Origin of the sequence: Bacillus sp. FSL K6-1012, assembly GCF_037964915.1 — a bacterium.
Lineage (GTDB): Bacteria > Bacillota > Bacilli > Bacillales > Bacillaceae > Bacillus > Bacillus halotolerans.
Map to the genome: position 1 here is coordinate 1,342,066 of NZ_CP150175.1, position 12,866 is coordinate 1,354,931.

Below are 12,866 nucleotides of genomic sequence, written 5' to 3' on the forward strand. Positions count from 1 at the left end.
ATGAAAGCGGTTCAAGTGCGAAAAGCGTATGATTTGGTGACAGCAGACATGGAAAAGCCTGTTCTTTCAAAGGCTGATGAGGTGCTCGTCAAAGTAAAACGAGTCGGAATTTGCGGTTCTGATATGCATATTTATCATGGCACGAATCCGCTTGCGACCCTTCCGAGAGTAATCGGACACGAGGTAACGGGAGAAGTGGAGGAGGTTGGTGCGAATGTTAAAGGCCTGAAAGCCGGAGACCATGTTGTGATTGAACCGATTTCTTATTGCGGAAACTGTTATGCCTGCCGTAAAGGCCGGCCAAATGTTTGTGCGAAGCTTTCTGTGTTTGGCGTTCATGAAGACGGCGGGATGCGGGAATATGTTGTGCTTCCTGAAAAGCAGCTTCACGCGGTTTCAAAAGAGCTGCCTTGGGAGGAGGCAGTTATGGCCGAGCCTTATACAATAGGTGCCCAGGCTGTTTGGCGGGGACAGGTGGAAAAGGGTGATCGCGTTCTGATTCAGGGGGCGGGGCCTATCGGCATCTGTGTGTTAAAAATGGCAAAGCTAGCGGGTGCTTCCGTCATGATAACCGACTTAAATAATGAGCGGCTGACATTTGCTACAGAAAACGGTGCCGACGCTGTTGTGAATGTTCAAACAGAACATGCGGCTGAGCGGGTTCGGGAATGGACGGGCAATGAAGGAGCCAATGTAGTCATTGATGCTGTCTGTCTCCCAGCGACTTTTGAGCTTTCCGTTGATGTTGTTTCTCCGGCAGGGCGTGTGGTGGTGCTTGGATTTGATGAGAGAGCGTCACAAATTTCTCAGCTCCCCATTACAAAAAAAGAAGTCACGATTACCGGCTCAAGACTCCAGACAAATCAGTTTCCGAAAGTTGTAAAGCTGCTGAATGAAGGCCGGTTAGCGCATAACGGGCTCGTCACCCATACGTTTTCAGTTGAAGATGTCCATCACGCGTTTCAATTTATCAAGGAGCATCCAGATCAGGTGCGGAAGGCAGTGATCACATTTGATTAAAAGGCTCAATCCGGAGGTGTAGGATGAATATTACATTTCGATGGTATGGACGAGGCAACGATACAGTCACACTTGAACACGTGAAACAAATTCCCGGGGTGAAAGGCATTGTCTGGGCTCTCCATCACAAACCTGCCGGGGAAGTGTGGGAAATAGAGGAAATCAAAGCCGAGACGGAATATATACAATCCCATGGTTTTCATGCGGAGGTTGTCGAAAGCGTGAACGTTCATGAAGCGATTAAACTGGGCAGCGAAGAACGCGGCCGGTACATTGAAAATTATAAGCAGACCATCCGCAATCTGTCTGCTTTTGGCGTGAAAGTGATTTGCTACAATTTTATGCCGATTTTCGACTGGACACGCACCGACATGTTCCGTCCGCTGGAAGACGGCTCAACCGCTCTGTTTTTTGAAAAAGCCAAAGTGGAGAGCCTGGAGCCTCAAGAGCTGATCCGGACGGTGGAAGAAGCGTCTGACCTGACACTCCCAGGGTGGGAGCCTGAAAAAATGGCTCGGATCAAAGAACTGTTTAAGGCCTACAGGACGGTCGATGAAGAACAGCTGTGGAACAATTTATCATTTTTTTTGAAGGAAATTCTGCCGGTTGCTGAAGCGCATGGCATTCAAATGGCCATTCATCCGGATGACCCGCCTTGGCCGATTTTCGGATTGCCGCGTATTATCACAGGAGAGGCAAGCTATGAGAAGCTGCGGGCCATATCAGACTCACCTTCTAACTGCATCACCTTATGTACCGGTTCCATGGGGGCCAATCCCGCCAATGACATGGTGGAAATTGCTAAAACATATGCCGGGCTTGCTCCATTTTCACACATCCGCAATGTGAAGATTTTTGAAAATGGGGATTTTATTGAAACGTCTCATCTGACAAAGGACGGTTCGATTAATATTCAAGGGGTCATGGCAGAACTGCACAAGCAGGATTACAACGGATATGTCAGGCCGGATCACGGTCGCCATATTTTTGGAGAGCAATGCCGTCCGGGCTACGGCTTATACGATCGCGCTTTAGGCATCATGTATTTGAACGGACTGTGGGACGCGTACGAATCAATGGCGAAAAAAGAGGTGGAATTATGATTCCTCTTCATCATCGACTGGCAGGTAAAGTTGCTGTTATCACAGGGGGCAGCGGTGTGCTCTGCTCGGCCATGGCCCGGGAGCTTGCCCGCCATGGCATGAAGGTGGCGATACTGAACCGGTCAGCTGAAACAGGACAAGAGGTTGTGAGGGAAATTACGAAAGCTGGCGGCACGGCATGTTCCGTTTCTGCTGATGTGCTGGACAGGACGTCGCTAGAGAAGGCGAAGACTGATATCCTTGACCGATTTGGCGCTGTTCATCTCTTAATCAATGGAGCAGGAGGAAATCATCCCGCTGCGATTACTGATGTGGAGACATATGAAGCAGAAGGAGAAGGGCAATCATTCTTTGACATGGATGAAAACGGATTTTCAACTGTTTTTTCAACCAACTTCACTGGGGCATTTCTGGCTACCCAAGTATTTGGAAAGGAACTGCTGAAGGCAGACTCACCAGCCATTGTGAATATCTCATCAATGAGCGCTTATTCACCTATGACGAAGGTTCCGGCGTACAGTGCGGCCAAAGCATCAATCAATAATTTTACAATGTGGCTGGCTGTGCATTTTGCGGAAACCGGACTGAGGGTTAACGCAATCGCACCAGGCTTTTTTCTGACAAAACAAAATCACGATCTGCTGATCAATAAGGATGGAAGCTTTACAGACCGCTCTAAAAAAATTATTGCGGGAACACCGATGAAGCGATTTGGAAAACCGGAGGACTTGCTCGGCACGCTTCTTTGGCTGGCGGATGATTCCTATTCAGGCTTTGTCACCGGCATCACCGTTCCTGTCGATGGAGGTTTTATGGCTTATTCAGGAGTGTGACGAAAGCAGATACAGATACTGAACCAACATAGGGGTGAGGTTGAGATGTTTTCTAAAGATAAGCTTCCAGTCATCCTTTTTTTGTTCCTGGCTGGTGTGATTAACTATCTGGACCGTTCGGCATTGTCCATTGCAGCTCCATTCATTCAGGATGATCTCACACTGTCCGCTACACAAATGGGCTTGATTTTCAGCAGTTTTTCGATTGGATATGCCGTTTTCAATTTTCTTGGCGGTGTGGCATCCGACCGCTATGGAGCAAAATTGACCTTATTTGTGGCCATGGTCGTTTGGTCGCTGTTCAGCGGAGCAGTTGCATTGGCTTTTGGCTTTGTCAGCCTGCTGATCATACGAATTTTGTTTGGAATGGGGGAAGGGCCGCTTTCGGCGACCATCAATAAAATGGTCAATAACTGGTTTCCGCCGACTCAGCGGGCGTCTGTTGTCGGAGTCACAAATAGCGGAACGCCCCTTGGCGGAGCCATTTCCGGACCAATTGTCGGCATGATCGCCGTTGCATTCAGCTGGAAGGTTTCCTTCGTTCTCATCATGATCATCGGATTGATTTGGGCTTTTCTCTGGTTAAAATTCGTAAAAGAAAAGCCGGCTGAGCCAATGGGCAATGCACCTGCGATGAAAGTTGAAGCCGCTCCTGAGGAGAAAATTCCGCTGACCTTTTATCTGAAACAAAAAACAGTCTTGTTCACGGCGTTTGCTTTTTTCGCTTACAACTACATCCTCTTCTTCTTTTTGACGTGGTTTCCGAGCTATCTTGTCGAGGAGCGGGGATTAAGTGTTGGGTCAATGAGTGTCATCACAGTCATTCCGTGGATTTTAGGATTTATCGGCCTGGCAGCCGGGGGATTTGTTTCGGACTATGTATACAAAAAAACAGTCCGGAAAGGCGTGCTGTTTTCGCGTAAAGTCGTGCTCGTCACGTGTTTGTTTTCTTCCGCGGTATTGATTGGTTTAGCTGGGCTTGTCACCACAACTGTAAGCGCTGTTACGCTCGTGGCTCTGTCTGTCTTCTTTTTATATTTGACGGGCGCGATCTACTGGGCTGTTATTCAGGATGTAGTCGACCAAAAGAATGTCGGTTCTGTTGGCGGATTCATGCATTTTCTCGCCAACACCGCAGGCATCATCGGTCCCGCTTTAACCGGCTTTATTGTTGACCGGACGGGTACTTTTTCTGGCGCATTTTTACTTGCCGGAGGGCTGGCCGTCTTCGCTTCACTGGCTGTCATCCGTTTTGTGCGGCCGATCATCGGCAGCGCAGCAGGAACGCATGCTGATGATACGGTTTCTTATTAATCTGGAAATATGGTGGGAGAGGCGGTGTGTTTGATGATACAATATGTAATAACGAATCGCAGCCGGTATGATAAGGAAGGGAAATAGATGGTAACCATTAAAGATATCGCAAAACTTGCAAACGTATCCCACACAACCGTTTCCAGAGCACTCAATAACAGCCCTTATATTAAAGAACACACAAAGAAAAAAATATTGGAGCTTGCCTCACAGCTCAACTATACACCGAATGTGAATGCAAAAAGCCTTGCAATGCAAAAATCCCATACGATCGGGCTTTTCTTTACAAGCATCACAAACGGAACCTCACACAGTTTTTTCGCTGATACCATAAAAGGCGTAAACCAAGCAATCAGCGAAGAGTACAATCTGTATGTGCGCGGCATTGATGATCTGAAAAGCTATGACTCTGTAACACCAATGAGATATGACGGCATTATTTTAATGAGTCAAAGCGATATTGATAATTCTTTTATTTATCATATTCGGGAAAAAAAGATCCCGCTCGTCGTGCTGAACCGGGATGTCGATGACAGGGGCATTACCAACATATTGTCCAATGACAAGGAAGGTTCTCAGGAAGCTGTAGAATACTTGATTAAAAACGGACATCAAGACATCGCCATCATTGAGGGAATCGAAGGATTTAAATCCTCTCAGCAGCGAAAGGAAGGCTACTTAGCAGCGCTGATTCGCCATCATATACCGATCAAACATGAATACAGTGTAAAAGGGCAATACGATATGGAGAGCGGCTTTCAGGCGATGGAACGCCTGCTGGCGCTTCCGAACACTCCAACCGCTGTCTTTTGTTCGAATGATGACATGGCGATCGGAGCAATGAATGCCATATTTGCCAAGGGGATGCGCGTGCCTGATGATATATCTGTCATCGGATTTGATGATATTGGTTTTTCGCAATATATCACGCCAAGGCTTTCTACAGTGAAACGTCCTGTTGAAAAAATCAGCGTGCTCGGTGCAAAAAAATTATTGAAGCTGATCAGCACACCTGATACGAAAGCAGAAAAAATCTTTGAAAACACAGAGTTTATGGTGCGTGATTCAGTAAAAGATATCACGACATGATGCCCCGTTTTTCCAGCGGGCATTCTTTATAGAGAAAAATGTTAACGTGTGCATAAATCCGAAAGGGAGGCAATGACGGTGCAAAAGCTGAATAAAAAATTGTACGAAAGCTATACACAGTATCCGGAAAGGATTCTCCAATTTGGAGAAGGAAATTTTCTGCGGGCGTTTGTCGATTGGCAAATTGAGCAATTGAATCGACATACTGATTTCAATGGAAGTGTCGCGGTTGTACAGCCGAGAGGTTCAGAGAAAATCAAAAGATTAAATGACCAGGATGGCTTGTATACTCTTTTTTTACAGGGAATGAAGGATGGAGAAGCGGTAAACGAAAAGATGATTATCAATTCAATCAGCCGCGGGATTGATCTGTTTTCCGACTATGACGAGTTCAAAAAGTTGGCTTCAAGCGAAGCACTGCGTTTTATCATTTCTAATACGACCGAAGCTGGTATTGTTTGTGAGAAAGAAGACCGCTTAGAGGATAGGCCGCAAAAAACATTTCCAGGGAAATTAACAGCTTTTCTGTACTTTCGCTACCAGGCTTTTGCCGGAGACGAGACAAAAGGGTGTGTCTTGATTCCGTGTGAGCTGATTGAGAATAACGGGCAAAAGCTGAAGGAAGCGATTCTGCATTATGCTGATCTATGGGAGCTGGAAGAGGGGTTTACGCAATGGATTCAGAACGCCAACACGTTTTGTAATAGTTTAGTAGACCGTATTGTTCCCGGTTTTCCTGTAGACAGCATTAATGAGATCACTGCGGAATTAGGCTATCAAGATGAACTGGTTGTTGTGGGAGAACAGTATTATTTATGGGTGATTGAAGGGCCGAATTGGATTGGAGAAGAATTGCCCTTTGCGGCAGCTGGTCTCCATACAAAGATTGTTAGCGATCTGACTCCATACCGGACGAAAAAAGTGAGAATTTTAAATGGCGCGCATACGGCAATGACGCCAGTGGCTTCCTTATACGGTTTGAAAACGGTGCGTGATTCAGTTGAACATCCGGCAGTGGGGCGCTTTGTTGAGGAGCTGATTCATGATGAAATACTTCCTGTTTTGAAAATGGAAGGGCTTACTCAATATGCGGAGGATGTGCTGGGTCGCTTTAAAAACCCGTACATCAAACATTATGTGGAAAGCATTGCACTGAATTCAGTGTCAAAGTTCAAAACGAGAAACCTGCCGACCCTTCAGGAATATGTTGAACAAAAGGGACAGCTTCCTGAACGTTTAGTGTTTTCATTCAGCGCGCTTCTGTATGTTTATCGAAAGAAGGAAATGCAGGATGACCCGGCTGTTCTTCAATTTTTCCAAGAGGTTTGGAATCAGGAGACCGGAGATATGCTCCGTATCGCTTCAGCCTTATTAGGAGAACAATGGCTGTGGGGAGCAAATCTGAATGAAATTCCGAAGCTGACTGAGAGAGTCGCTGCTTACTTGAATCATATTCAAGTACTGGGAATGGAGCAGGCTCTTGAACAATGCTGTCTGCAAAGGGGGAAAGTGCTGTGAAATCATTTATAAAGATTCATAGACAAGACAATGTCTTGCTTGCTCTGCGTGATATTCAGAAGGGAGAGCAACTGAACGCGGACGGCGTGTCGATTGAAGTAAAAGATGATATTAAAAGAGGCCATAAGATTGCATTGCAGCATATAAAGGAAAACGGCAGCATCATCAAATACGGGTTTCCGATCGGGCATGCGTTAAAAGATATTTTTATTGGGGAGCATATTCATGTTCATAATGCAAAAACAAATTTATCTGATATCCAAACGTACAGTTATACACCGAGATTTGAACAAAATCCATACACACATGAGGACCGAACATTTAAAGGATATAGAAGAGAAAACGGCAATGCCGGTGTTCGCAATGAATTGTGGATCGTGCCAACCGTCGGCTGTGTCAATGGAATAGCCGAAAAAATGCTTCAGCGGTTTGTCAGAGAAACGGGGGATATTGCCCCATTTGACAACGTATTAGTGCTAAAACATCAATACGGATGCTCACAGCTTGGCGATGATCACGAAAATACTAGGCAAATCCTGCTGAACGCCATTCGCCATCCAAATGCCGGCGGTGTCTTGGTGCTGGGGCTCGGCTGTGAAAATAACGAGCTGGCAGCAATGAAAAAAGCGCTTCAGGATGTCAACAAGGATCGGGTGAAATTTCTCGAATCCCAGTCGGTGACAGACGAAATGGAGGCAGGTGTCGTATTGCTGAAGGACATCCATGAAGCGGCCAAAGGGGATAAACGGGAAGACATCCCGCTTTCTGAACTGAAAATAGGGTTGAAATGCGGTGGGTCTGACGGTTTTTCCGGCATCACAGCGAACCCATTGCTCGGACGATTTTCTGATTATATCATTGCGCAGGGAGGCAGCACGGTGCTGACGGAGGTGCCGGAGATGTTCGGTGCGGAAACGCTGCTGATGCAGCGGGCTGCCAATGAAGAGGTATTCCATAAAATTGTCGATTTAATCAATGATTTTAAACAATATTTTATAAAGCATGATCAGCCGGTGTACGAAAACCCTTCGCCAGGCAACAAAGCAGGCGGCATTTCCACCCTTGAGGATAAATCGCTGGGCTGCACGCAAAAGGCGGGGATTTCTCCTGTCTCGGATGTATTAAAATACGGTGAAGTGCTTCAGACAAACGGACTGACGCTATTGAGCGCGCCCGGCAATGATTTAATCGCCTCCTCCGCATTGGCTGCTGCCGGCTGCCACATTGTTCTGTTTACAACAGGACGAGGCACGCCGTTCGGCACTTTTGTTCCAACGGTAAAGGTGGCGACGAATACACAGCTGTACGAGACGAAGCCGCACTGGATTGATTTTAACGCAGGTCTCTTAGCAGAGGATGATGTTCATGAGGAATTTGTGCTTCGTGAGTTTATCGATTATATCACGAAGGTTGCAAGCGGAGAGCTCGTGAATCACGAAAAAAACGACTTCAGAGAGCTTGCCATTTTTAAATCGGGTGTGACGCTATAAACCAAGAAAGGCTATCCTGTTCAGGATAGCCTTCTTGGTTAAATCAGCTTCAAACCGCTGATTAAGATAATGGATGCCATAATAAATTGCAGCGGACGGGGTGAAAATCTAGGTGAAAGATGACTGCCAACCAGCACCCCCGGAATGGAACCGATAAGCAAATTGGCCGCTAACAAATAATCAACGCTCCCGAAGCTTGCGTTTAAAATACCTGCCGCAGTAACGAGCAGAAAAGCATGCGCAATATCTGTTCCGACAATGTCGGATGTTTTCATTTTAAATAAGTACAGCATAGCAATCGCAAACAACGAGCCGGAACCGATCGACGTTAAGCCGACGATAAACCCAAACACGACACCGATAAGAATCGTAAGCATCCGCTTATCTTCGAGCGGCATCAGCTGCCAGCGGTTCGGGCGAAGTTTTTTGTCCAGAAACAGGCGGACGATGATCGAAATGGCAACTAGGGTCAACACATAACCAAGAGCGTGTTTAATAATCTCTTCCTGATGCTGGTGGAAGGCGGGGAACAAATGAAGTATGCCAATGGCTATAGAAGCACTCGGAATACTGCCGATGGCTAAGTATTTTACCAATTTAAAATTGATTGTTTTCTGCCGCCAATGGGACGCAACACCAAACAGCTTGGTGATCGAGTTATAGACAAGGTCCGTACCGACTGCAATGGAAGGATTGATTCCAAGCACTATTAAAAGAGGAGTTAAAAGCGCAGCTCCGCCTACACCTGTCAATCCGACTAAGACACCGACTAACAAACCCATCAAAATGATGCTAACACTCATGATAAAGGCCTCCTGAAAACCCGACTATTTTTATCAGATTATATATGATTAGGTCGCTTTAATCAATTAAATTTTTTGAATATTTGTACGGATGTTTCTTTGATTTTTGTATGTTCAATATCTTTATTCATTTGCCCTATAATGAGTGTCAGGACGAGATGGGATTGAGTTTGACCGGTTAAAACAGGTAATTCCGGTCGGTATTTGGCTGAATGAGGTCAACCAGTCAGCTATATGCAAATACCGGCTGTCACTGGGAATCGCGGTATATTGGATACGGTAGTGAACTGAAGGCAATAAAAAAGATACCTTTAGATCAGGTATCTTTTTTTAGGTTACATGCGCTGCTGATAAAACGGCAGCTCCGTATGGCCCATTTCCCTTACATAAACAAACAGGTTGCCTTTATGGTGAATTTCATGCTCCATCGCAAGCTGAAGCAATGCGCTGCCAGTGACTTTTCTTCCGAAAGTGGCTGTCAGGTCAATTTCTCTGTCAAGGTGTTCCTCAGTGAGCTGCTCAAGGATGGCAGCCGTTTTTTCTGTAAACGCTTTAGCCAAAACATTGAGATCTGTTTCCGTTTCTTCCTGCTGGTTTTGAAAAGGTGAGGCATTGCCTTCTTTAATGACATTTGCGAACAGATGGAAAGTCGTCAGGATGTGCTTGACAAGCTCTTCTGCTGACATTGATGTTTCCGTCGGTTTGTAGCTGTAATGATTTTTGCTGATTTTTTCTGTCAGCTCAATCGTCACATTGCGATGTGACAAAAAGTGACTCACAATTTGAGTGGATTGGCTCAATAGAATCTCCTCCATATGTAAAAATAAATGGTGCAATGAAATCCTATATCAATGGGCATAAATTAACAAGCAATATGCTGAGAAGTGATTGTATTTTTTTGCGGTTAGCCGAAATTCGACAATTGCGGTCTTTTTGCGTTCTTCTTTTTCTTGTAAATATGATAAAATATGACATATCTCGGGTATATAAAAGGGGGGATTAATTGAGGATGAAGCAGACTATTCCGTCCTCTTATGTCGGGCTTAAAATTAATGAATGGTATACCCATATCCGGCAGTTTCACGTAGCTGAAGCCGAACGGGTCAAGCTCGAAGTAGAAAGAGAAATCGAGGATATGGAAGAAGATCAAGATTTGCTGCTGTATTATTCTTTAATGGAATTTAGGCACCGTGTTATGCTGGATTACATTAAGCCTTTGGGAGAGGACACCTCGCAGCTAGAGTTTTCAGAATTATTAGAAGACATCGAGGGGAATCAGTACAAGCTGACAGGACTGCTCGAATACTACTTTAACTTTTTTCGCGGGATGTATGAATTTAAGCAGAAAATGTTTGTCAGTGCCATGATGTACTATAAGAGGGCAGAAAAGAACCTTGCCCTTGTGTCAGACGACATTGAAAAAGCTGAATTTGCTTTTAAAATGGCTGAGATCTTTTACAATTTAAAGCAGACTTATGTCTCTATGAGCTATGCCGTTCAGGCGTTAGAAACGTATCAGATGTATGAAACGTACACTGTCCGCAGAATCCAATGTGAATTCGTTATTGCAGGTAATTATGATGATATGCAGTATCCAGAAAGAGCATTGCCCCATTTAGAACTGGCTTTAGATCTTGCAAAGAAAGAAGGCAATCCCCGCCTGATCAGTTCGGCCCTTTACAATCTCGGAAACTGTTACGAGAAAATGGGTGAACTGCAAAAGGCAGCCGAATACTTTGAGAAATCTGTTTCTATTTGCAAGTCGGAAAAGTTCGATAATCTTCCGCATTCTATCTACTCATTAACACAAGTTCTGTATAAACAAAAAAATGATGCCGAAGCGCAAAAGCAATATCGTCAAGGATTGGAAATCGCCCGTCAGTATAGTGATGAATTATTCGTGGAGCTTTTTCAATTTTTACATGCGTTATACGGAAAAAACATTGACACAGAATCAGTCTCACACACCTTTCAATTTCTTGAAGAACATATGCTGTATCCTTACATTGAAGAGCTGGCGCATGATGCTGCCCAATACTATATAGAGAATGGACAGCCTGAAAAAGCACTTTCCTTTTATGAGAAAATGGTGCACGCACAAAAACAAATCCAGAGAGGAGATTGTTTATATGAAATCTAAATGGATGACAGGTTTGTTGCTCGTTGCGGTCGGGTTCAGCTTTACTCAGGTGATGGTCCATGCAGGAGAAACAGCAGATACAGAGGGAAAAACATTTCATATTGCGGCACGCAATCAAACATGAAGATGACAAAAAAAGACCCTCCGGTTGCGGAAGGGTCTTTTTTATTTCAGCTTCCATTCCTTAATGGTCAGCTCAGAGGACCCGCTGAACACCAATGGATCAGCTTGTCCGATTTCGCGCGCCTCTTCCAGTGAGCCCGCTTTGATGACGTATGCTCCGCCTGTGGCGTCGCTGAAAGGACCGAACATTTTTAAGCGTTTTTCTGCCTGCAGGCGGTCCAAAAATTCATAGTGTCCGGCTACATGCTCCTGATTGAATTGATCTGTTCTGGTAGTCAGCATTAAGTACGTATTCAAGAATGCCCCCTCCTTTTGAACTTTAGTTTAGCACAATTATCCATATAGCGGTGCTTTTCGTCCTACGAATGCCACCTATTGATGAAAAAAGAAAAAGGAGAGATGATAGGTGAGCATTCAAGTGAAGAAAAATGTGGTTTCTGAGGCAAAGTACGCGCTGAAATGCCCGAATGCGATGTCCGCTGAATATATTACCATTCACAACACGGCAAACGACGCGTCCGCTGCCAACGAAATTAGCTACATGATCGGGAACACCAGCTCGACAAGCTTTCATTTCGCGGTTGATGATAAAGAGGTGATTCAGGGATTGCCGCTTAACCGTAACGCTTGGCATACTGGTGACGGCACAAACGGTACAGGAAACCGCAAGTCGATTGGCGTTGAAATTTGCTACAGCAAATCGGGAGGCCCAAAGTACGAGGCAGCCGAGGCATTGGCGATCTCTTTTGTGGCACAGCTTTTGAAGGAGCGGGGCTGGGGAATTGATCGAGTCAGAAAGCACCAAGACTGGAACGGAAAATACTGCCCGCACCGCATTTTATCAGAGGGGCGCTGGGAGCAAGTCAAGGCGGCAATTGAAGCGGAATTAAACGGAAGCGCCTCAGCGAAAAAGGTTTCTCCTTCTGCGCAAGTGTATCATGTGAAAAAAGGAGATACGCTGTCCGGCATTGCAGCATCACACGGTATCAGTGTGAAAACTCTGCAAAGCTTAAATCACATCACTGATCCAAATTACATTAAAGTCGGACAGGAGATCAAGCTTTCCGGGACTGCCTCTTCCTCTAAAAGCCATGCCGCATCCTCTTATCCGCTGCCATCGGGGGTAATCAAAGTAACGAGCCCGCTGACAAAAGGCACAAAAGTAAAGCAGGTTCAGACTGCGCTGGCAGCTCTTTATTTTTATCCTGATAAAGGGGCGAAGAATCATGGGGTGGACGGTGTATATGGGCCAAAAACAGCAAATGCTGTCAAACGCTTTCAATCTGTCAGCGGATTAACGGCAGACGGCATTTACGGGCCGAAAACGAAAGCTAAAATTGAACAAAAACTATAATGAAAAAAGGAAGCTTCACTTGGATGGAGCTTCCTTTTTTACCTTACATACAAACGGCAGCAAGAACCTTTTGACTGAT

The 12,866-nt window shown here is 45.3% G+C and carries 13 protein-coding genes; 10 read left to right on the forward strand and 3 right to left on the reverse strand.

From position 1 onward, the window contains the following. The 7 genes from NSS75_RS06950 to NSS75_RS06980 all read left to right on the forward strand — a co-directional run bounded on the left by NSS75_RS06950 (position 1) and on the right by NSS75_RS06980 (position 8,367). Positions 1-1,020, forward strand: a complete 1,020-nt coding sequence (locus NSS75_RS06950) for a zinc-binding alcohol dehydrogenase family protein (RefSeq protein WP_339236714.1) — start codon at positions 1-3, stop codon at positions 1,018-1,020. A 23-nt stretch (positions 1,021-1,043) separates the two neighbouring features. Next, positions 1,044-2,123: a mannonate dehydratase gene (gene uxuA / locus NSS75_RS06955; RefSeq protein WP_101860771.1), complete on the forward strand. Its 1,080-nt coding sequence runs from the start codon at positions 1,044-1,046 to the stop codon at positions 2,121-2,123. After that, the gene (locus NSS75_RS06960) at positions 2,120-2,956 is read left to right on the forward strand and encodes an SDR family oxidoreductase (RefSeq protein ID WP_095713512.1); all 837 of its coding nucleotides are present in this window, start codon (positions 2,120-2,122) and stop codon (positions 2,954-2,956) included. The genes uxuA and NSS75_RS06960 overlap by 4 nt, the downstream gene beginning before the upstream one ends. A 45-nt stretch (positions 2,957-3,001) precedes the next feature. Continuing rightward, complete coding sequence (locus tag NSS75_RS06965; protein WP_024121040.1) at positions 3,002-4,270, forward strand: MFS transporter; 1,269 nt, start codon at positions 3,002-3,004, stop codon at positions 4,268-4,270. Positions 4,271-4,357: 87 nt separating this feature from the next. Continuing rightward, positions 4,358-5,359, forward strand: coding sequence for a LacI family DNA-binding transcriptional regulator (locus NSS75_RS06970; RefSeq protein ID WP_024121041.1), 1,002 nt, complete (start codon positions 4,358-4,360; stop codon positions 5,357-5,359). Positions 5,360-5,437: 78 nt separating this feature from the next. Continuing rightward, the gene (locus tag NSS75_RS06975; protein WP_339236722.1) at positions 5,438-6,877 is read left to right on the forward strand and encodes a tagaturonate reductase; all 1,440 of its coding nucleotides are present in this window, start codon (positions 5,438-5,440) and stop codon (positions 6,875-6,877) included. Next, the gene (locus NSS75_RS06980) at positions 6,874-8,367 is read left to right on the forward strand and encodes an altronate dehydratase family protein (protein ID WP_339236725.1); all 1,494 of its coding nucleotides are present in this window, start codon (positions 6,874-6,876) and stop codon (positions 8,365-8,367) included. Before NSS75_RS06975 ends, NSS75_RS06980 begins: the two co-directional genes overlap by 4 nt. A gap of 38 nt (positions 8,368-8,405) precedes the next feature. On the opposite strand, the gene NSS75_RS06985 is transcribed toward NSS75_RS06980, so the two are convergent. Both NSS75_RS06985 and NSS75_RS06990 read right to left on the reverse strand, forming a co-directional pair. Further along, positions 8,406-9,170, reverse strand: coding sequence for a sulfite exporter TauE/SafE family protein (locus NSS75_RS06985; RefSeq protein ID WP_044156273.1), 765 nt, complete (start codon positions 9,168-9,170; stop codon positions 8,406-8,408). A 335-nt stretch (positions 9,171-9,505) separates the two neighbouring features. Then, positions 9,506-9,970: a DinB family protein gene (locus NSS75_RS06990; RefSeq protein ID WP_101860768.1), complete on the reverse strand. Its 465-nt coding sequence runs from the start codon at positions 9,968-9,970 to the stop codon at positions 9,506-9,508. Between the two features lie 203 nt (positions 9,971-10,173). On the opposite strand from NSS75_RS06990, the gene rapA reads away from it, so the two are divergent. Next, positions 10,174-11,310 (forward strand): response regulator aspartate phosphatase RapA, encoded by a 1,137-nt coding sequence (gene rapA / locus NSS75_RS06995; protein ID WP_081638280.1) that lies wholly within the window; start codon positions 10,174-10,176, stop codon positions 11,308-11,310. Next, entirely contained in the window at positions 11,300-11,434 is a 135-nt protein-coding gene (gene phrA / locus NSS75_RS07000) for a phosphatase RapA inhibitor PhrA (protein ID WP_024121047.1), read from the forward strand. Before rapA ends, phrA begins: the two co-directional genes overlap by 11 nt. Positions 11,435-11,475: 41 nt before the next feature. On the opposite strand, the gene NSS75_RS07005 is transcribed toward phrA, so the two are convergent. Beyond that, on the reverse strand, positions 11,476-11,730 hold the full coding sequence (locus tag NSS75_RS07005; protein WP_213418546.1) for a YciI family protein: 255 nt from the start codon (positions 11,728-11,730) through the stop codon (positions 11,476-11,478). Between the two features lie 109 nt (positions 11,731-11,839). On the opposite strand from NSS75_RS07005, the gene NSS75_RS07010 reads away from it, so the two are divergent. Further along, on the forward strand, positions 11,840-12,787 hold the full coding sequence (locus NSS75_RS07010; RefSeq protein ID WP_339236734.1) for an N-acetylmuramoyl-L-alanine amidase: 948 nt from the start codon (positions 11,840-11,842) through the stop codon (positions 12,785-12,787). The last annotated feature ends 79 nt before the right edge of the window (positions 12,788-12,866 follow it).